Source organism: Promicromonospora sukumoe 327MFSha3.1 (genome assembly GCF_000385135.1).
In the GTDB taxonomy this organism is placed as follows: Bacteria; Actinomycetota; Actinomycetes; order Actinomycetales; family Cellulomonadaceae; genus Promicromonospora; species Promicromonospora sukumoe_B.
Map to the genome: position 1 here is coordinate 59,955 of NZ_ARQM01000002.1, position 19,785 is coordinate 79,739.

General features: G+C 71.6%; 21 protein-coding genes. 10 read left to right on the forward strand and 11 right to left on the reverse strand.

Annotation, left to right across the window (positions count from 1 at the left end; genetic code table 11):
• Positions 1-140: 140 nt before the first annotated feature.
• Complete coding sequence (locus tag H291_RS0101015; RefSeq protein ID WP_020013113.1) at positions 141-1,739, reverse strand: ABC-F family ATP-binding cassette domain-containing protein; 1,599 nt, start codon at positions 1,737-1,739, stop codon at positions 141-143.
• A 128-nt stretch (positions 1,740-1,867) separates the two neighbouring features.
• On the opposite strand from H291_RS0101015, the gene H291_RS0101020 reads away from it, so the two are divergent.
• On the forward strand, positions 1,868-3,064 hold the full coding sequence (locus H291_RS0101020) for an MFS transporter (RefSeq protein ID WP_020013114.1): 1,197 nt from the start codon (positions 1,868-1,870) through the stop codon (positions 3,062-3,064).
• Positions 3,065-3,118: 54 nt separating this feature from the next.
• On the forward strand, positions 3,119-3,775 hold the full coding sequence (locus H291_RS0101025) for a hypothetical protein (RefSeq protein WP_020013115.1): 657 nt from the start codon (positions 3,119-3,121) through the stop codon (positions 3,773-3,775).
• Positions 3,776-3,779: 4 nt separating this feature from the next.
• On the opposite strand, the gene thrS is transcribed toward H291_RS0101025, so the two are convergent.
• Positions 3,780-5,051: a threonine--tRNA ligase gene (gene thrS, locus H291_RS0101030; protein ID WP_020013116.1), complete on the reverse strand. Its 1,272-nt coding sequence runs from the start codon at positions 5,049-5,051 to the stop codon at positions 3,780-3,782.
• Positions 5,052-5,214: 163 nt separating this feature from the next.
• Positions 5,215-6,099, reverse strand: coding sequence for a KPN_02809 family neutral zinc metallopeptidase (gene ypfJ / locus H291_RS0101035; RefSeq protein WP_020013117.1), 885 nt, complete (start codon positions 6,097-6,099; stop codon positions 5,215-5,217).
• Between the two features lie 93 nt (positions 6,100-6,192).
• Here ypfJ and H291_RS0101040 point away from each other — a divergent pair, with 93 nt between their 5' ends.
• A complete protein-coding gene (locus H291_RS0101040) occupies positions 6,193-7,227 on the forward strand; it encodes an MBL fold metallo-hydrolase (RefSeq protein WP_020013118.1) in 1,035 nt (344 codons plus the stop codon).
• Positions 7,228-7,229: 2 nt separating this feature from the next.
• On the opposite strand, the gene H291_RS0101045 is transcribed toward H291_RS0101040, so the two are convergent.
• On the reverse strand, positions 7,230-7,778 hold the full coding sequence (locus H291_RS0101045) for a hypothetical protein (protein ID WP_157236640.1): 549 nt from the start codon (positions 7,776-7,778) through the stop codon (positions 7,230-7,232).
• 278 nt (positions 7,779-8,056) lie between these two features.
• Between H291_RS0101045 and H291_RS0101050 the strand changes: the two genes are divergently transcribed.
• Together H291_RS0101050 and H291_RS0101055 are read left to right on the forward strand one after the other, a co-directional pair.
• Complete coding sequence (locus H291_RS0101050; protein ID WP_020013120.1) at positions 8,057-8,410, forward strand: hypothetical protein; 354 nt, start codon at positions 8,057-8,059, stop codon at positions 8,408-8,410.
• Positions 8,407-8,934, forward strand: a complete 528-nt coding sequence (locus tag H291_RS0101055) for a DUF6232 family protein (RefSeq protein ID WP_020013121.1) — start codon at positions 8,407-8,409, stop codon at positions 8,932-8,934. The genes H291_RS0101050 and H291_RS0101055 overlap by 4 nt, the downstream gene beginning before the upstream one ends.
• 148 nt (positions 8,935-9,082) lie before the next feature.
• On the opposite strand, the gene H291_RS0101060 is transcribed toward H291_RS0101055, so the two are convergent.
• Positions 9,083-10,546, reverse strand: coding sequence for a serine hydrolase domain-containing protein (locus tag H291_RS0101060; RefSeq protein ID WP_020013122.1), 1,464 nt, complete (start codon positions 10,544-10,546; stop codon positions 9,083-9,085).
• 79 nt (positions 10,547-10,625) lie between these two features.
• Positions 10,626-11,270 (reverse strand): DedA family protein, encoded by a 645-nt coding sequence (locus H291_RS0101065; protein WP_020013123.1) that lies wholly within the window; start codon positions 11,268-11,270, stop codon positions 10,626-10,628.
• A 128-nt stretch (positions 11,271-11,398) separates the two neighbouring features.
• Here H291_RS0101065 and H291_RS0101070 point away from each other — a divergent pair, with 128 nt between their 5' ends.
• Genes H291_RS0101070 through H291_RS0101080 form a run of 3 tightly spaced genes read left to right on the forward strand, consistent with a single transcriptional unit; the run spans position 11,399 to position 13,857 of the window.
• Entirely contained in the window at positions 11,399-12,592 is a 1,194-nt protein-coding gene (locus tag H291_RS0101070) for a sensor histidine kinase (RefSeq protein WP_026365260.1), read from the forward strand.
• A complete protein-coding gene (locus H291_RS0101075; protein ID WP_020013125.1) occupies positions 12,583-13,221 on the forward strand; it encodes a response regulator transcription factor in 639 nt (212 codons plus the stop codon). Before H291_RS0101070 ends, H291_RS0101075 begins: the two co-directional genes overlap by 10 nt.
• A 51-nt stretch (positions 13,222-13,272) precedes the next feature.
• Entirely contained in the window at positions 13,273-13,857 is a 585-nt protein-coding gene (locus H291_RS0101080) for an NAD-dependent epimerase/dehydratase family protein (RefSeq protein WP_020013126.1), read from the forward strand.
• Positions 13,858-13,882: 25 nt separating this feature from the next.
• Here the strand turns inward: H291_RS0101080 and H291_RS33125 are convergent, their stop codons facing one another.
• The 3 genes from H291_RS33125 to H291_RS28155 form a co-directional block, all read right to left on the reverse strand.
• On the reverse strand, positions 13,883-14,911 hold the full coding sequence (locus tag H291_RS33125) for a nuclease-related domain-containing protein (RefSeq protein ID WP_084467573.1): 1,029 nt from the start codon (positions 14,909-14,911) through the stop codon (positions 13,883-13,885).
• Between the two features lie 98 nt (positions 14,912-15,009).
• Positions 15,010-15,633, reverse strand: coding sequence for a hypothetical protein (locus tag H291_RS0101090; protein WP_020013128.1), 624 nt, complete (start codon positions 15,631-15,633; stop codon positions 15,010-15,012).
• Positions 15,634-15,795: 162 nt separating this feature from the next.
• Entirely contained in the window at positions 15,796-16,341 is a 546-nt protein-coding gene (locus H291_RS28155; protein WP_020013129.1) for a hypothetical protein, read from the reverse strand.
• Between the two features lie 150 nt (positions 16,342-16,491).
• Here H291_RS28155 and argS point away from each other — a divergent pair, with 150 nt between their 5' ends.
• The gene (gene argS, locus H291_RS0101100; RefSeq protein ID WP_020013130.1) at positions 16,492-18,240 is read left to right on the forward strand and encodes an arginine--tRNA ligase; all 1,749 of its coding nucleotides are present in this window, start codon (positions 16,492-16,494) and stop codon (positions 18,238-18,240) included.
• A gap of 151 nt (positions 18,241-18,391) precedes the next feature.
• A complete protein-coding gene (locus H291_RS0101105; protein ID WP_020013131.1) occupies positions 18,392-19,003 on the forward strand; it encodes a TetR family transcriptional regulator in 612 nt (203 codons plus the stop codon).
• A 54-nt stretch (positions 19,004-19,057) separates the two neighbouring features.
• Here H291_RS0101105 and H291_RS0101110 read toward each other — a convergent pair whose 3' ends face one another.
• Positions 19,058-19,396, reverse strand: a complete 339-nt coding sequence (locus H291_RS0101110) for a hypothetical protein (protein WP_020013132.1) — start codon at positions 19,394-19,396, stop codon at positions 19,058-19,060.
• A gap of 47 nt (positions 19,397-19,443) precedes the next feature.
• Positions 19,444-19,785 (reverse strand): hypothetical protein, encoded by a 342-nt coding sequence (locus H291_RS0101115; RefSeq protein ID WP_020013133.1) that lies wholly within the window; start codon positions 19,783-19,785, stop codon positions 19,444-19,446.

Consider the following 19,785-nt stretch of genomic DNA (forward strand, 5'->3'; position numbering starts at 1 on the left):
CGCGCCGGCGGACGCCGTCCGACCCTCCGGGGGAAGACGCACTCAGACGAGGGGGTAACGCTGAGCGAGCATTGCTCGCTCAGCGTTACCCCCTCGTCCGCGCAACCGTCTCCCGGAGCCTCTCCGGGCGTGTGCCTGGCTCAGGCCAGGGAGACGAGCTCCTGGTAGCTGTCGTTCCAGAGGTCCTCGTCGCCGTCGGGCAGCAGGAGCACGCGCTCGGGCTCCAGCGCCTCGACCGCGCCGTCGTCGTGGGTCACCATGACGACCGCGCCCTCGTACGTCTTGAGCGCCCCGAGGATCTCGGCGCGGGACGCCGGGTCGAGGTTGTTGGTGGGCTCGTCGAGGAGCAGCACGTTGGCGCCCGAGACGACGATCGTCGCCAGAGCGAGCCGCGTCTTCTCACCGCCGGACAGCACGTGCGCCGGCTTCTCGGCGTCGTCCCCGCTGAACAGGAACGAGCCGAGCACCGAGCGCACCTGGGTGTCGGTGAGGTCGGGCGCGGCGTGCCGCAGGTTCTCCACGACGGTCGCGTCCATGTCGAGCGTGTCGTGCTCCTGGGCGTAGTAGCCGAGCTTGAGGCCGTGGCCGGGCTCGACCTCGCCGGTGTCCGGGGCCTCGACGCCCGCGAGGATGCGCAGCAGCGTCGTCTTGCCCGCACCGTTGAAGCCGAGGATCACGACGCGCGACCCGCGGTCGATCGCCAGGTCGACCCCGGCGAACACCTCCTGCGACCCGTACGCCTTGGACAGCCCGCTCGCGGTCAGCGGCGTGCGCCCGCAGGGCGCCGGCGTCGGGAAGCGGAGCTTGGCCACGCGGTCGGCGGCGCGCTCGTTCTCCAGGCCGCCGAGCATCTTCTCGGCGCGCTTGATCATGTTCTGGGCGGCGGTCGCCTTGGTCGCCTTGGCGCGCATCTTCTCGGCCTGGGCGAGCAGGGTGCCGGCCTTCTTCTCCGCGTTCGCCCGCTCGCGCCGACGACGCCGCTCGTCCGTCTCGCGCTGCTCCAGGTACGTGTCCCAGCCCATGTTGTACTGGTCGAGCTCGCCCCGGTTCGCGTCCAGGTGGAACACCTTGTTCACGGTGGCACGCAGCAGGTCGACGTCGTGGCTGATCACGATGAACCCGCCGTTGTACGCCTTGAGGTAGTCGCGCAGCCAGATGATCGAGTCGGCGTCGAGGTGGTTGGTGGGCTCGTCCAGCAGCAGCGTCTCGACGCCGCTGAACAGGATGCGCGCGAGCTCGATGCGGCGGCGCTGACCGCCCGAGAGGGTGCTCAGCGGCTGGCCCAGCACGCGCTCGTCCAGGCCGAGGTTCGCCGTGATGATCTGTGCCTCGGACTCGGCGGCGTACCCGCCGGCGGCGAGGAACCGCGCCTCCAGCTTGGGGTAGCGCTCCAGCGCCGCGGCCTGCGTGTCCGGGTCGGCCGACGCCATCTCGCCCTCGGTCGCGCGCATCTGCGCGATCACGCGGTCGAGGTTGCGCGCGGAGAGCACGCGGTCCATCGCCACGACCTCGAGGTCGCCCGTGCGCGGGTCCTGCGGCAGGTAGCCGATGTCCGTGCCGCGCACGATCTGGCCGCCCGTGGGCTGGGTCTCCCCCGCGAGGGTCTTGGTCAGCGTGGTCTTGCCGGCGCCGTTACGGCCCACGAGGCCGATCCGGTCGCCCGAGGCGACCCGGAAGGTGGCCTCGCTCAGCAGCACGCGCGCGCCGACGCGCAGCTCGACGCCATGGGCAGTGATCACGCAGGTGTTCCTCACGGTCAGGGGGTGGTCGTACGACAGAGATCGGCCCACGGCGGCGGGGGCCGGTCCAGTCTAGGGGGTGCGGGTCCGGCATCGGGCGGGTCGCGACGAATGTCACCATGGGGCCCATGCCCTCTTCACGCGCCGACGCCGCCGGGTGGCAGCCCGGCGACGTCCGCGAGGCGGCCGGCGGGCTGTTCGCCCTGGCCCTCGCCACGTTCGTCGCCGTCACCACCGAGCTGGTCCCGGTGGGCCTGCTCCCGCTGATCAGCGACGACCTCGCCGTCTCGGAGTCCGTCGCGGGCCTCCTGGTCACGGCGTACGCGTTCATGGTGGCGGCGCTCGCCCTGCCGCTGACGTCCGCGACGCGGAGGCTGCCCCGCAAGACGCTGCTGCTCGGCACCCTGGCCGTCTACACGGCGAGCAACGTGATCGTCGCGCTGGCCCCCACCTTCGCCGTCGTCGCCGCGGCCCGTGCGCTGGGCGGGGCCGCCCACGCCGTCTTCTTCTCCGTGAGCATCGGGTACGCCTCGCGGCTGGTGCGCCCGCACCTGGCCGGGCGGGCGCTGGCGCTCGTCACGCTGGGCGCGTCGGCCGGGTTCATCCTCGGCGTCCCGCTGTCGACGTCGCTGGGCACCGCCGTCGGCTGGCGCAACGCGTTCCTCGTGCTCACGGGCGTGTGCGTCGTCGCGACCGTGCTCACGGCCCTGCTGCTGCCGTCCGTCCCGGGCGGCGGCGCTCCCCCGGACGACGCCGCCCGCGGCGCCCGGCGGACCGCGCTCGCGCAGGTCAGCGTGGCGAACGCCCTGGCCTACCTGGGGCACTTCACGGTCTACACCTACGTCTCGGTGCTGCTCCTGGCCGCCGGGCTGGCCACCGCGGCGCTCGGCCCGGCCCTGCTGCTGATCGGCGCGCTGGGGCTGATCGGGGCGGCCTACGCGGCCGCGCGGCTCGACGTGCGGCCCCGGCAGACCACGGTCGTCACGCTGTCGGTCGTCGCGGGCGGCGTCCTCGTCCTGGGCGTCCTGTTCCCGGCGACCGTGGGCACGCTCGCCGCGGCAGCCGTGTGGAGCATCGGCTTCGGCGCCGTCGCCGCCGTCTTCCAGACCGCGGCGATCCGCACGCGCGGCGCCTCGCCCGACGTCGTCGGCGCCCTGGTCAACGCCACCGCGAACATCGGCATCGGCGGCGGCGCGGCCCTCGGGGCGCTCGTGCTCGGCGTCGGCGGCGCCGCCGCGCTGCCCTGGACGGGCGCGGTGCTCGTCGTGGCCGCGCTCGTCGTGGTGCTCGTGGCGCGGCGGGCGTTCCCGGCCGGCGCCGGGTGATCACTTCACCGGCAGAACGCGCGCACATGGCAACGCGGACGTAACGTCCGCCCCATGGGCCCTGAGACGACCAGCGTTCCAGTCACCGTCGCCGACGCGCTGCCGCACCTGCGCGCAGGCCGGCTGACGGGCGGTGACGACCTCACGAGCAACCGGCCGGCGAAGCACCTGATCGACCGGCGGCGCACGTATTTCCGGCAGCATGCGGCGGCCGTGCTGCGCGGCCGGCTGACCGGCAGCCCCGACCAGTACCACCGCGGGATGCGGCACCGGATCACCGGCGCCCGCGCCGCCGCGGGCGAGCTCTGGGAGCTCGCCGCCCGGCGCCCCACCTGGCGCGTCCTCCAGTCCGTCCAGTCCGACGGCGGTGCCCTGGAGCTCGACCAGCTCGTGCTCGGGCCGGGCGGCGTGTTCACGATCCACACGATCTACCGCCCCACGCACGACGTCACCGCCGAGGCCGCGTGGAACGAGGCCCGCCGCACCCAGGAGATCCTGGGCGCGGCCACGCGCGTGCCGATCACCGTGCAGCCCGTGATCGTGTTCGTCCGCACCAAGGAGCCCCGCGTCGAGGGCTCGCGCGAGGGCGTCGAGGTGCTCACGACGCGCGAGCTCGTGCCGTGGCTCGAGCGCCGCAGGCCGGTGCTCACGGACCGCGAGCTGGAGATCGTCCACCTCGCGGCCCGCGACCGGCGCACCTGGGTGCGCTGAGCAGTCAGAGCGCCACGCGCGGCACCCGACGCCGGGCCGCCTCCGCGAGCCGGTCGCCCAGCTCCGCGAACGGCACCGAGGCCTTGGCGCCCGACGCCGGGTCGGTCACCGCGAGCTCGCCCGACGCCGCCTCCCGCGTGCCGAGCACGCCCAGCAGCGCGTCGCGCCGCTGCCGGGCCAACCGGATCCGGTTGCCGAGCGACCCGTCGCGCTCGACGCGGACGCGCAGGCCGCGGGACCGCAGGTCCGCGGCGAGCTCGTCGACGGCGGCGTCGCCCACGGGCAGCAGGCAGAGCTGCACCGGCGCGAGCCAGAACGGGAGCCGCCCGCCGTGCCGCTCCAGGAGGAACGCGACCATCCGCTCCATCGCCCCGACGGTGCCGCGGTGGATCATCACGACCCGCTCCCGCTCCCCCGAGGCTGCGACGTAGGTCAGGTCGAAGCGTTCAGGCTGGTTGAAGTCGAGCTGGACGGTCGCGAGGGTCTCCTCGTGGCCCCGGGCGTCGAGCACCTGCACGTCGATCTTGGGCCCGTAGAAGGCTGCCTCGCCCGCCTCCGCGTGCCAGGGCAGCCCGGCGGGCGCCGCGACGTCGTCGAGCACGGCGCGCAGCGCGTCCTCCGCCTCGGCCCACTGCGCGGGCTCGCCGAGCCAGCGGCCGGAGTCGTCCCGGCCGGACAGCCGCAGGTAGGACACCTCGATGCCCAGGGTGTCGAGCACCTCCAGCACGGCGACGACGGCGGTGCGCACCTCGGCGCCGACCTGGTCGGGGCGGCAGAAGACGTGGGCGTCGTCGAGGTTGATCTGCCGCACGCGGCTCAGCCCGGACAGCACCCCGGACCGCTCCGCGCGGAACATCGACGCGAGCTCCGAGTACCGCACGGGCAGGTCGCGGTAGGAGCGCGGCTCGGACGCGTAGATCATCGCGTGGTGCGGGCAGTTGGCGGGGCGCAGCACGAGGGGGTCGGCGTCGCCGTCCGGGGCGATGTCCGAAGCGCCCTGCGGGCCGCCGAGGTACATGGGCGGGAACATGTCGTCGGCGAACTTGGCCCAGTGGCCCGAGCGCTCGTACAGCGAGCGCTTGCCGAGCACCGGCGAGTAGACGGGCTCGCAGCCGGTGCGCAGCGCGACCTCGCGCGCGTACTGCTCCAGCTCGTACCGGACGGCGGCCCCGGCGGGCAGCCAGAGCGGCAGCCCGGGGCCGACGAGCGGGCTGGTGTCGAAGATCCGCATGTCGCGGCCGAGGTCGCGATGGTCGAGGACGGCGGGGACGTTCATGGGTCACTCCTTGGGTGGAGGAGCCGCCCCGGTGCCGCCGTCGCGCACGACAAAGGCCCCGGAGCGAGCTCCGGGGCCTGGTTGCTGGGTGCAGCGTCAGCGCGCGCCGGAGGGGTCCGGCGTCGTCGTGCGTGCGCTGAGATGCATGCCGTCAACCGTAACGTCAGAGGGTGCGGGCGTCCAGGGCGTTGCAGTCCTGGATGGTGCCGCCCTCGTAGCCGATCGAGAACCACCGCACGCGCTGCTCGCTGGAGCCGTGCGAGAACGCCTCGGGGTTCACGTCGCCGCCGGACCGGCGCTGGATGTTGTCGTCGCCGACGGCCGCGGCCGCGGACAACGCCTGCTCGAGCTGTGCCTGCGAGATGGGTTCGAGGAACGGTACGCCGGTGTCCGGGTCCTCGGTGGTCGCGGCGTTGCCGGCCCACATGCCGGCCAGGCAGTCGGCCATCAGCTCGATGCGCACCGAGTCGGACTCCGGGCCGGTGCCCGACCGGTCGGCCCGCTCGAACAGCCCGAGCTGGTTCTCGATGTGGTGCCCGAACTCGTGCGCCGTCACGTACATCTCCGCCAGCGGGCCGCCCTCGGCGCCGAACTGGCTGGAGAGCTGGTCGTAGAACGAGAGGTCCTCGTAAACGGTCGTGTCGGCCGGGCAGTAGAACGGCCCCGTGGCCGACGTCGCCGAGCCGCAGCCGGTGTCGACCGCGTCGGTGAAGCTGACGACCTCGGGCATCTCGTACTCCACGCCGCTCTGCTGCGGAAGGGTCTCGGCCCAGTACACGTCCAGGGAGTCGACGGCGGCGCTGAGGCGGCACTCGGGGTCCGTGTTGGCCTGCTCGGCCGTGCACTCGCCGATGTAGCCCTGCTCGCCGCCCCCGGAGTCGGTGGTGGTCCCGAGGATGTCAGCCGGGCTGTTGCCGGTCAGCACCATGTACAGCAGCGCGATGACGAGCGCCGCACCGCCGCCGACGCCGGCACCGACCGCGCCCCGTCGTCCGCCGCCCTTGCGGACCCGGCCGCCCTCGAACTGCCCGCCCTCGCTGAAAGTCACCTGACAACGCTACCGCGAGGCGGGGGCCGGGACCTGGAGGCTGCCGGGTCCGGAGACCCGGCGAGACGGCGGGGGCGTCCGTACGATCGGCGCATGGACCTGCTGCGACATGCCGAGCTGTCCCGTCGTGCCGTGCTCGCCGCGGCGTTCGTCCCGCTCGTGGGGTGCGCGCGGGAACCGTCGGCGCCGGCGGGCGGCGCGGGCGCGACAGCCGCTTCGCCGACCGAGGGCGGGCAGGGAAGCGGCGCGCCGGACGACGAGGCATCGCCGTCCGGCACCCCGGAGGAGACGGGGACGAAGGACGACGGCGAGCAGGCCGCCGAGCTCGCGGGCGACGACCCGGTGCTGCTCGCGCTGGTCGCGGCCTTCACGCCGGGCTGGCTGCCGCCGGAGGCTCCCGACCCGGAGCCGACCCGGATCTTCGACAACGTCACCGTTGTGGGCACCGACTTCGTGTCGGCCACGGCGGTCGAGACCTCGGACGGCGTGATCCTGATCGACGCGCTGGAGTCCCGGGAGCAGGCCGCGGACATCCTGGTCCCCGAGCTGCGCTCCCTGGGGGTGGACCCCGCGCGGATCAAGTACGTGGTGGTGGCGCACGGGCACGCCGACCACTTCGGCGGCGCCCAGTACCTGGCGGACAAGTACGGCGCCCGCGTGCTGATGAGCCCCACCGACTGGGACGTCGCGGCCGAGGACTCCTCGCCCGACGTCCCCGAGCGCGACCTGGAGATCGCTGACGGGCAGCGCCTGACCCTGGGCGGCACGACCATGCGGCTGCCGTACACGCCGGGCCACACCCCCGGCACGGTGTCGCCGATCTTCCCCGTGTGGTGGAACGGCCGGCGGCACACGGCGATGCTGTGGGGCGGCACCGGCCTCCCGGAGCCGACGTCGGGCAAGCGGGACTACCTGCGGTCGGTGATCGACTACGCGGCCCTGATGCGGCGTTCGGGCGTGGACGTCGAGCTGAGCAACCACGGCCAGACCGACGCCGGCCTCGACCGCATGCGTGCGCTGCGCGACGGGACCGCCGGCGACCAGAACCCGTTCGTCCTGGGGCGGGCCCGCGCGCAGCGCTTCATGCAGGTCCTGGAGCTGCTGGTGCGGGACAAGCTCGAGGGGTGAGCTCAGCAGAGGTCGATCTTCCAGACCGGGTTCCAGTACACGTCCTTGCCGGTGAGCGCACCGATACGGTCGACCTCGGAGTTGTCGGCCCGTAGAAGTCGCACCGCGACGTCCTGGCTGTTCTGGGCGTAGACAGTGCCCGTGAAGTTGGTCAGCTCGTAGTACTGCCCGTCCGGGAGGCAGTAGTAGAGGGCGTACGCGGACCAGAGGCCGTCGGCCTCCTGGTTGCGGACGCACAGGTGGTAGAGCGGGCAGTCCCCGACCATCTGCTCGGACTGCGTCGCGCTCAGGTTGGTCTCGACGATGTTCGGCTTGGGCCAGATCGACGGGTCGCCCTTGAGCGGTGCGGCCTGCGCCTGGTCGGCTCCCTGGTCGCCTCCCTGGTCGGCGACGGCCGGTGTCGCCATGCCCACCGCGAAGACCGACAGCAGTGCGACCACCAGTGCGGTCAGCCGTCGTGCCGGCCGCACACCGCCGCCGCTGTTCCTGCCACCGGCCGGGCGGTCCTGCTCCACTGCGGTACTCGCGCTGCTAGTGCTGGATCTGCTCATCTGTCTCAGCTCTCCCCGTGTCGCCAAGCGGCCTGCCTCTCAGGCCGTGGCGAGCGTAGGTCGGGCCGGGACACGTTCCCAGGTAGTTCGGCGCGGGCCGAAAGCCGGGCCAGAAACGTACTTTCGCCCACGCGGCGACCTCTTTCATGGTCGCGCCTTCCCGGAGCGCAGGTGCCGAATTCGGCCGCGGGCTCCAGGCAGCATCTGCAAGAATCGAGCCCCGTTCTTCACCCGCCCTGCTCCCGCTGACTGCCCATCTCACAAGCAGAGGAAAACCCTTGAACAACAGCTCGGGGAACTACTTCACTGCCGGCTCCGGAAACGCCATCAACATCGGCGGCTCCAGGAACACAGCGAACGTGACCAATCTCGGCAACGGCCCCGCACACAGCGAGCTGATCGCGGCGGTGCAGGCGATACGTGAGCTGGCGCCCCACGTACCGGACGCCGACCGGGCAGTGCTCGACGAGGTGGCGGAGGAGATCGTTCAGGTGCCGCCCCACGACTCGGCACGCCTCGGTCGCAAGCTGACCCTCGCACGTTCCTTCATCGAGGGGCTCAGCGGGACGACGGCGCTGGCTGCGGGAGCAGCCAAGGCCGTTGGTGACGCGATCAAGGCGCTCGGACTGTGAGCCAGGGCGACAAGCCGCCGCAGGACCTCACGGTGCAGGTCGCGGACGGTCTGCTCTGGGTCGGTGGCAGCTCGTACTCCGTACAGCACATCGAGGGCATGGAGAGCTGGTGGAAGAGGCCGGCTCGGAGCAGGAACCGCTTCGCCAGGCTGCTCGCCAGACTCTCGATCCTGATCGGGGTCGCGTTCCTCGTGGCCGGAAGGTCGGGGACCGACCTGACCACGGGGCTGACGCCCGCAGGGATCGGGGTGCTCGGGTGCGTAATGATCGGAGCAGGGGTTCTCGTGTATGTCCTGGGGCGCCTCAGGTCTCGCAAGATCTGGCACGAGCTCCACATCCGGATGGGCGGCCGAGTCGCGATCGTGCTCAGCAGCTGGACTCGCGAGCCACTGGACCGGATCCAGGAAGATGCCAACAGGGCCCAGCGCGACGCGACGTATCGAGGACCACTGATCCATCTCGGGTCCAACAATGCGATCAACATCGGAGGCGAGGGCAACAGCGCCTCGACCAACCACTGGTAGCGGAGATGCATGTTCCGCACGGCATCTGAGCCCACGTCTCGGGTGCTGACGAAACGTGTGTGCTCACCGAGCTCGGCCACTCGGAAGCCGCCACCGCTCGGGGTAGGTCGCTGAACGAACCACCCCGAGCGGGCCGATCTCGCAGGTCCTATCGCCCGCCGTGCACCCGGTATTCCTCCACCGGCCACGACGTCATCGCACCGATCCGGACCGAGACGATCGCGCCGTCGGCGTCCCGCTCCGTCTGGACCGGCTCCCCCACGGTGCCGAAACCGGCCACGGGCTCCTGCACGAGCCGCCCGTCGGAGACGACCAGCCGCTGCGCGACCTCCGCCGGTTCCGCGGCCCGCACGTTGATCGTGTGCAGGATCCCGCCGAGGTCCACGACGTCGGCCACGCCCCACAGGTTGGCGAAGCGCCCGATCGGCGCGTCCGCCGGGACACCCGGAACCTGCTCGCCGCCCTTGCCGTCGCTGCCCCTGCCGTCGCCGCCCCTGCCGTCGCTGCCCTGGCCGGTGACGGCGGACGCAGCGACCTCGTCGGCCGCCGCGAGCGCCAGGTTGATCAGCTGGATGACGCCGTTGGCGATCTGCCCGGCGGCGCCGTCGACGGCGTTGGTCAGGGCGGAGACGACGATCCCCTCGACGGGGTCGATCCAGGTCCGGGTGATGTGGCCGGGGTAGCCGCCGGAGTGCCCGACGACCTCGCGGTCCCCGACCTTGCCGACCTCGATGCCGACGCCGTACCGGCCGAGCTCCTTGCCGCGGACCGCCACGCGCGACTCTTCGCGCTGCATGAGTCGCTTGCTGGCGTCGCTGATCAGCGTGGTGTCGCCGAACGTGTGGGCGGCGCCGTAGCGGACCATCTCCAGGGCGGTCGAGTACCAGCCGGTGGCGGCCGCCATGGCACGGGTGTCGACGTGCGGGATGACCCGGCGTGCGTCGCCGTGGGCGATCCGGCCGGTGTGGCCGGCCGCGTACTCGGCGGCGCGGGCGGGGTCCAGCTCGGTCCCGGTGCGGGTCAGCCCAAGGGGCTCGACGACGGCGACGCGGGCCACCTCGTCGTACGTCTTGCCGGTGACCTGCTCGATGATGATCCCGAGCAGGCTGTAGCCGATGTTCGTGTACTTGAAGTGTTGGTTCGGCTCGAACACGACGCCCTCGGCGCGCACGCACTCCAGCACCTCGGCGCGGTCGAGGAAGGGCTTGTGGTGCTGCCAGAAGTCGCCGTCGGAGGAGTCGCGGATGATCCCGGCCTGGTGGCCCAGCAGCTCCCGGACGGTGACGCCGGCGGCACGCGAGCCGTCGAGCTCCGGCACGAGGTCGCCCGCGCGGTCGTCGAGCCGCAGCTCGCCGCGCTCGACGAGCTGCATCACCATGACGCCGGTGAACGTCTTGGAGTGCGACGCGACGCGGAACAGGTGGTCGCTGGTGAGGTCCTCCCCCGTCTCGACGTCGGCCTTGCCCCAGGCCAGGTCGACGAGCACCTCGCCGCGGCGGCCGACGGCGAGCTGCAGGCCGGGGACGCCGTGGTACGCGGCCTGGAACGAGGCCCAGTCGGCGAGGTAGGGAGCGATCGAGCGGAGGGTCTGGGCGGTGCGGTCCTCGGTCAACAGGGGTCCTCTCGGCGTGGTGGTGTCGGGGGCATCATGCCCGATGCGTATTTCGGGCCGACCGGTTTTTTCGGCGCGGTCACCGCTGGCGGGCGTGGCGGGGCCGGTCGGGGTTGCGCAGGGTCTTGACCAGCCACCACACGATCAGCAGGACGACCACGACGATGACGACCTTCTGGAACACGCCGACGCTCTCCTCGACGATGTGCCACTGGTCGCCCAGCAGGTAGCCGGCACCGACCAGCAGGGTGTTCCAGACACCGGATCCCAGGGTCGTGAACAGCAGGAAGCGTGTCAGGGGCATGCGCTCCACCCCGGCCGGGATGGAGATGAGGCTGCGCACGATCGGGATGACGCGACCGATGAGCACCGCCCAGTCGCCGTGCCGGTTGAACCAGTCCTCGGCCTTGTCGACGTCCTCCAGCTTGACCAGCGGCATGCGGTCCACGATGTTGCGCAGCCGTTCCCGGCCGAGCCAGGCCCCGAGTCCGTACAGGAGGACGGCGCCGACCACGGAGCCGGCGGTCGTCCAGATCAGCACGTGCCACAGCACGAGGGTGCCCTGCGCCGCTGTAAAGCCTGCCAGCGGCAGGATCACCTCGCTCGGAAGGGGCGGGAACAGGTTCTCGAGGGCGATCGCTACGCCTGCGCCCGGTGCGCCGAGGGTCTCCATGAGCCCGACGGCCCAGTCGGCGACGGTCGTGGCGAAGCTTTGTGTCGTCATGCCCCTACGCTATTGGGCCCTGAGGGGTCCGCGGACTGTGGTAGTCCGGCAGATGACGCAGGTAAGCCACAGCAAAGGGTGTGGTTTTCCGCAGTCCGCCCGGCCCCGCTCCTCCATATCCTGGCGACGTGAACTCAGCCGAAGCCGCCGCGAACGGCGCTCCCATGCGCCTGCTGTGGGGTGCCGCCCTCGGCGCGGTCACCTGGCCGCTCGACCTGGTCTGCGCCGTGCTGGCCGTCGTGACGGCAGCTCGCCCGGCTCCGCTCCCACCCGTTCGCGCACTGATCTCCTGGCACCGCGGTCGCACGGCACGCCATCTCGGCTGGGTCGACGACGGCGCCCCGCTGACGAGCCGCCGTGCCGCGGGATACCTCGCGCTGCGCGTCGGCATGAGCTCGCTCAGCATGCTCGTGCTGGGGCTGCTGGTGTACGGGCTGTTCGGGGTGTTCGTGAGCCTGGCGTCCTGGCTGTTCGACGTGCGGCTCACGGTGGACGCGGCGTTCCAGGGCGGCGGCCTGTCGACGTCGGACGTGCTCATGCTGGTGCCCATCGGCGCGATCCTGCTCTACCTGGACCTGATGGGGCTGTTCGGGGTGGGACTGCTGGACCGGTGGACCGCCGCCAGATGGCTCTCCCCGAGCCGGAGCGAGCTCCTGGAGGCGCAGGTCGAGGAGCTGACGGTGAGCCGAGCGGACCTGCTCGCGGCCCTGGACGCGGAGCGCGGCCGGATCGAGCGGGACCTGCACGACGGCGTGCAGCAGCGCGCCGTGGCCCTGGGCCTGCTGGTCAACCGGGCGCGGCGGCTCGCCGGGCCCGGGGCGCCGGCAACCGTGCTGCTGGAGCAGGCCGGTCGCGAGGCCGAGCGGCTCGTGGCGGACCTGCGCGACGTCGCCTGGCGGGTCCGGCCCACCACGCTCGACACGCACGGGCTGGAGCCGGTGCTGCGGCAGCTCGTGTCGCACGCGGCAGTCCCCGCCGTGCTGGACTGGGACGTCCCGGCCCGGCTGCCGGGTGGGGTGGAGACGACGGTGTACTACGTGGTGGCGGAGGCCCTGACGAACGTGGCGAAGCATTCGGGAGCGGCCAAGGCGCAGGTCACCGTGTCCCACGGAGCAGCCGGTGACGGCGATCCCGACGAGACCGGCCCGGGCGGCGAGCTACGCGTCCTGATCGCCGACGACGGCGCCGGCGGCGCCGAGGTCCGTCCCGGCCACGGGCTCGCGGGCCTGGCCGGCCGGGTCGCCGCGGCGGGCGGCACGCTGACGGTCGACAGCCCGGCGGCCGGGCCCACACGGATCGAGGTGACGCTGCCGTGCGCGTGATGCTCGCCGAGGACTCCGCGCTGCTGCGCGAGGGCGTCCGCAGCCTCCTGACGGACGAGGGTCACGACGTCGTCGCGGCCTACGGCACCGCGGAAGGACTGCTGCAGCGCCTGGAGGCCGAGCGGCCGGACGTCGTGGTGCTCGACGTGCGCATGCCGCCCACCCACACCGACGAGGGCGTCCGGGCGGCGGTGCAGATCCGCGAGCGCTGGCCGGAGGTGGGCATCCTCGTGCTCTCGCAGTACGTCGAGCGGCAGTTCACGCAGGTGCTGCTGGGCGACGAGGCGCGCGCCGTCGGCTACCTGCTCAAGGACCGCGTGATGGGCGTGGACGAGTTCCTCGACGCGCTGGACCGCGTACGGGCCGGCGGCCTCGTGCTGGACACCGACGTCGTCGGGCAGCTCTTCCGGGACACCTCGCACCCGCTCGGGATGCTGAGCGAACGCGAGCGCGAGGTGCTCCGGCTGATGGCCGAGGGCCGCACGAACGCGGGAATCGCGCAGGCGCTGTTCATCTCGACGTCGGCGGTGGAGAAGCACGCGAACGCGATCTTCGACAAGCTGGGCCTGGCCGCCGAGAGCGGGTACAGCCGGCGGGTGCTGGCGATCCTGCGGTGGCTGGAGTCGTGAGCAGCACAAAGGCCTTTGCGCCTCGACGATCGCCGTTCATAGGGTGACCGGATGCGCATCTTCCTCGCCGGGGCGACCGGCGTCATCGGGTCCCGGTTGCTGCCCCTGCTCGTCGCCGCAGGGCACGAGGTCACGGGGACCACGCGCTCGCCCGGGCGCGCGAGCCTGATCGAGGCCCTCGGCGGCAGCCCGGTCGTCGTGGACGTGTACGACGCCGAGGCGCTCACTGCCGCCGTCGTCGGGTCCAGGCCCGACCTGGTGATGCACCAGCTCACCGACCTGCCCGACGACCCGGCCGCGATCCCGGAGCGCGCCGCCGCGAACTCGCGGATCCGGACCGAGGGTACGGCCAACCTGCTCGCGGCGGCGAAGGCCGCCGGCGCACCCCGCCTGCTCGCGCAGTCGATCGCGTGGACGCCGCCCGGCAGGGGCGAGGCCGTGGGCTGGCACGAGGCCGCTGTGCTGGACGCGGGCGGGGTCGTGGTCCGCTACGGGCAGCTCTACGGCCCGGGGACGTACTTCGAGACGGACCCGCCCGCGCACCCCCGGATCCACGTGGACGACGCGGCGCGGCGAACGGTGCCGCTGCTGGACGCCGAGGCGGGGGTCGTCGTGCTGGCCGATCCGGAGGTCTGAGGCGGTTCGGCGGCTACCTCCTTCGCTAGGACGATCGCTGAGGCTCATCGGCGGCCGGCAGCCACGTCCGTTCCCAACGTGCCACGTCGTAAAGCGCATCGACTTCCCACTGTCGTATCGACTCGCCCATGGACTCGAACCATTCAGGTATCTCGCTCACATGGATGACGACGACATCACCCGGCGGTGACTTGCCACGGGAGAAGCTGGCGCTGCCAGCGATCACCACGACGGGAGTGACCTCGCGCGGTGTGGGATACGCGGCGTCAAGGACTCGCTTGACCTGCTTGGCCTCGTTCCTTGCCTCGCCGAGATGCGGTTTGGGGGTCCTGCCGACGAAAATCGCACGTTCACCGAGCCACACCCTCTTACCCTCATGGAACTTCGCGTTGATCGAGAAGATCCCGCCCGGCCCGATCAGCAGATGATCGACGTCGGTCCCCTTCACGCTTCGGCGGATGCTGTGCAACAGGTGCCAGCCGCTTCCCGGCTTCATCGCGCTCTGGAGGGCACGACCAACCGCCCTCTCACCTCGCACTCCCTGGCGCCAGCTCTTGTCGTCACCGTCATCTCGAAAGATGCGCTGAAACAGGTTCCGAACCGGAGCTTCCCGGAACTTCGCGCGCGCGGTCTCCCTGACCCCATCGCCCGCGCGGTTCAGGGACAGGTCCCGCCCACGGTCTTCCGACTGAGCCGCTGTGGCCGACGTTACCGCCTGGTGTGGCGTCGAATTGTCGGTCGACTGCGTGATGGTGGCCGGAACTGGAGCGGACACGGGCACCGCGACTGTCCCTTGAACCCCAGCATGCGCTTTCCTATCGCGCTTCTGTTGCTGGCGAGCGTGCCATGCAAGTGCCGCTGTCTCGATGGTTTCAAGCTGTTCGACAAGACGTGAGTGGTCAGGTTCTGCGGAAACCGCAGTCCGAGCACCGATGTCCCAATGGCCGATCTGCACACCGTCGACCTTCACGTACAGCCGTTGGTTCCGCCCGTGGGCACTCCAAAATTTCGTCGTGACCGCAGGTCCCGGACTTCCTTCCTGACCGTCAGCCATGGTCAGGAAGATAGCTGAGCGACGAGGCGGGGAGTATCACGATGGTGGAACACCTTCCGGTCGAAGTAGCGCGTTACCAATTGCCAGACAGGACCGATCTACACAGCGCTCATAGCCTCGTCTACGGTCCGCCTGACCAGCCGAGTCGCGCAGGCCTCGACTGCGAGGTGGCGCTCTCGGCGCTTGGCCTGCTGGGACGGGCATTCGGCCACCGCTGCCACATCAGCAGTGAGGCCAATCTGCTCGGCTTGACCGAGACAAGATGCCTGCAATACGACGTTTGCTATCAGGCGCCTCGCCATCGCTGTGGCTATCTTGCCGGCAAGCTGCGAACCAGTACGCCGGGCGACCCGGTCGCCGACTGCGGCCGCCGCATCACCTACCAACTTGCCGGGCCAGGTACACACTTCACCGATCAGCGCGGCGATCGCGCAACAAACGTGTCGCCCGTTCGGCGCCTTGATATCAGCGATGAGAGCCTTACGCTCCAGGTCGTCGAGCCGTTGCCACTCGTCCATGCAGGCCGACACCGCCTCTTGCTGCGCGATCTGCCGCATCCTGTCGACCCCCTCGAGCTGGGTAAGGTCGACATTTTCTGCGCCTGCGGTCACCAGCGTGTTGCCCAAGACCTCCTGTAATGCGTCGAGAACTTTCGACTCGGCGCCAGCAGGAACACTCTGCCTCGCGAGCCCCAGGAATCTGATGGAGCCAGCCGGCTTCACGCAACGATATCCACCCCTAGGATCCGAGCTTGCTCGACACATCCAGACCTCCACCCCAACCCGCTTTATGAATCAACTATGATTGCATCCGAAACTAGTCAAGTCCAGGCAATGAGTGGACTTGACCAAGGATGCGCAGCCAGCTAGGAACAACTTCCTGCCCTACCCCCGCCCCGAGCCCGGCCCACCCTCCCGATGGATCAGGCTCGAGCTGGTCGACAGCGCTTTGACCCCCATCCGGGACCGCGCCGCCCTGTAGAAGTCGTCACGGGCGCGCCGGAGCTCCAGCCCCTGGACGGCCCACCCGTCGAGGTCGAACTCAATGTCGGCTCCCACCCGGGCGAACGCCTCCATCCGCTTCGCGGCGACCCGCATCTTGCGGGCTGCGTCGACCGTGTCGGCGTCCGCGAGCAGGCAGAGCTCCTCCCAGGCATCGGTCACCGCGCGATCGATCTCCTCGTCCGACAAGCGGGAGAGCCCGAGCGCCGGATCGACCGCCGGTGTCGTGGCACCGGGCCGGCGCCCGGCCGTGATGCCCGCGACCAGCTGCGAGTACCGCCGCAGCGCCCTGGCGTACCGCAGGCAGGCGTCGTAAAACCGCTCGCGTCGCCACCGCGCGGCATCGGTGACCATCGTGGTCGCCAGGGTGCCGATCACACCGAGCGCCACACCGATCAGGGCTGGCAGCTGCGCGAGAAGGTTGTCCACGGCGCCAGCATGACATCACGCCCATATCGGGCAGGTGCGCAGCGCCGGGAACGCACCGTCCCCAAAAAGAAGCCGCCCCTGACCACCCCCGTTTCTAGACTGACCCGATCCCGCGCCCACCGGCGCCACAACCAACCCGAAAGGCCCCGCGTGTCCCACGTAGTCGCGATCAAGGACCAGGTGGAGGCGGCCGTCCAGGCCGCCCTGTCCCAGGCGCTCCCGGCCGAGCTGGCCGGCACCGACCCGGTGGTCCGACGATCCGACCGCGCCGACTTCCAGGCGAACGGCCCACTCGCGGCGGCGAAGCGGGCCGGTCGCGCCCCGCGCGACCTCGCCACGGCCACCGCCGAACACCTCGCCGCGAGCGACGTGGACCCCGAGGTCTCCGGCCCCGGTTTCCTCAACCTGACCGTCCCGACCCCCACCATCTGGCGCCAGGTCGCCGCCCGCCTCGCCGCCAACGACCTCGGCATCGCCCCGACCCGCCACGGCGAGCGCACCGTCATCGACTACTCGGCGCCCAACGTCGCCAAGGAGATGCACGTCGGACACCTGCGCTCGACGATCATCGGCGACACGCTCGCCCGCGTCCTCGCCCACCTCGGGGCCGAGGTCACCCGGCAGAACCACGTCGGCGACTGGGGCACCCAGTTCGGCATGCTCATCCAGTTCATCGACGAGCACCCCGAGCGGACCTGGCAGGGCGAGGCCTCCATGTCCGCCCTGGACGCGCTCTACCGGGCGGCGCGGGCCGAGTTCAACCAGGACCCGGACTTCGCCGACCGCTCCCGCGCCCGCGTGGTCGCACTCCAGTCGGGCGACGCCGCCACCCTGGCCACCTGGCGCGAGCTCGTCGCCGAGTCCGAGGCGGCCTTCCAGGCCGTCTACGACCGCCTCGGCATCCTGCTCACCCTCGACGACGCCGACGGCGAGTCCCGCTACAACGCGGACCTGCCGGGCGTCGTCGACGAGCTCGTCGCACGCGGCATCGCCGTCGACTCCGACGGGGCGCTGTGCGCCTTCACGGACGGCGTCGTCGGGCCCGACGGCGATCCGGTGCCGCTCATCGTCCGCAAGAAGGACGGCGGTTTCGGCTACGCCGCCACCGACCTCGCGACGCTGCGCCTGCGCGTCGACGAGTACCGCGCGACGCGCATCCTCTACGTCGTCGACGCCCGCCAGGCGCTGCACTTCCGGATGGTCTTCGACGTCGCCCGCCGCGCCGGCTGGCTGCCCGACGACGTCGACGCGACCCACGTGCCGTTCGGCACCGTGCTGGGCCCGGACGGCAAGCCGTTCAAGACGCGCGACGGCGGCACGGTCCGTCTGACCGACCTCCTGGACCAGGCGGTGGCCCGGGCCAGGGCGGAGCTGGCCAAGAAGGACCACGACCTGTCGCCCGAGGAGTTCGAGCACATCGCGCAGGCCGCGGGCATCGGGGCGGTCAAGTACGCCGATCTGTCGAACACCCGCACCAAGGACTACGTGTTCGACGTCGACCGCATGGTCGCCCTGAACGGCAACACCGGCGTCTACCTGCAGTACGCGCACGCCCGCGTGCGCTCGATCCTGCGCAAGGCCGCGGCCGCCGGCATCCCGGCGGGCCGCCCGGTCGACCCGGCCCTGCCGCTGCACCCCGCGGAGCGGGCGCTGGCCCTGACCCTGGACGAGCTCGCGGCGACGCTCGACGACGTCGCCGGCACGCTCGAACCGCACCGTCTGTGCGGCTACCTGTTCGGCCTGGCCCGCGCGTACACCGAGTTCTACGACCAGTGCCCCGTCCTGCGGGCCGACGACGACGGCGTCCGCGCCAACCGCCTGGCGCTGTGCGAGCTCACGGGCCGCACGCTGGCGACCGGGCTCGACCTGCTGGGCATCGCGGCGCCCGACCGCATGTAGCCCTGCCGCGGCGACCATGCAGCTGCTGCCAGGGCGAGCCGTGCCCTGGCAGGAACTGCATGGTCGCACTCGCGGCGATACGCAGGTCAGCGCCCCAGCCGTCACGGCTGTCAGGACCTGACACAAGTGGCACCAACGCTACGCTGGGGCCATGTCGAGCACGACGAGCAGCGGACCGGGCAGCGGCCAGACCCTGCGCGAGATCAGCCGCGACGCCGTGCGAGCGCGCATCACCGAGATCGCCCTGGAGCTGTTCGCCGAGCGCGGCTTCGAGCAGGTGACCGTCGAGCAGATCGCCGCCGAGGCCGGCATGTCCGCGCGCACCTTCCACCGCTACTTCCCCGCCAAGGAGGACGTCGTCATCGGCGACCCGGCGCACGGCGGCGAGTTCGTCCGCGCCGCCTTCGCCGACCGGCCCGCCGACGAGCCCGTCTGGGACTCGCTGCGCCTGTCCTTCGAGGCGTTCGTCACCCGGGCGCCGCGGGACGACGAGCGCGGCAAGCGCGGCATGCGCGTCCTCGTCAGCGCCGCCTCGCTCCGGGCCCGCAGCCTGGAGAAGCACCTCCTGTGGGCGCGCATGCTCACGCCGCTCGTCGCCGCCCGTCTGCCCGACGACGACGCCGCGCTCCGGGCCGAGATCATCGTCCAGGCCGCCATCGCCTGCCTCGACGTCGCGCTCACCACCTGGGCGAACGCCGAAGACGGCACCACCGCGAGCGAGCTGCTCGAACGCAGCTTCGCGACCCTGCGGCCGCAGGTCTGACACCGGCCCGCACGGTCTGGCCTGGTACCTCGGGGCCGGTCGCGAAGGCACTGCTCAGCCGAGCACGGCGCCGATCCGCCCCGCGAGTTGCGATCCGGGCTGGTCGGCGACCGCCACGTCGCCTACCGACGCCGCCACGGCCGCCCAGTGCCGGAGCTGATCGGCGACGAACTGCCACTGCGCCACGGACAGCTCGACCTGAGTCGTCGCGCCATGGGGTGGCCAGCCGTCGTCCGATCCGTGTGTCGCGACCTGGTCCCAGCCTTCCTGCCGGATCGACCGGGTCGCGGCCGCGACATCGTCGCGCCCACCCGACTGCCGGGCGACGGCACCCGCGTTGTCCATGGTCGCGTCAAGCACCAGCCAGTCGCTGACCAGCATCGTCATCCGCATGCAAGCATCCTGGCACGACGTCGCCGCACGGGTCCCGGACGCAGGCTTCAGCGGAACTCCGCCACGACCTCGATCCGCCCGACGATGTTCTCGTTCAGCTCGTCCAGGTCCTCGGCGGGGATCCAGTACTCCAGGATCGTCTGCCCGCCGACCTGCTGGACCTGGTACCGGTCCAGGAAGTCCTGGGCGACCTCGAACCGCGTCACGTACCCGACCCCGCTGGCCTTCACGTTCCAGTCGCGCGCGATCCGCGTGGCGTAGTCCTCGTTCAGCACCGGGTAGAAGATCGGCTGGTCCGGCAGCCGCGGCGGCCAGGCGCGCCAGCCCGACTCCTCGACCAGGGCCAGCTCCTTCGGCCCGGTCGGCCGCCACAGGGTCACCGTCGTCAT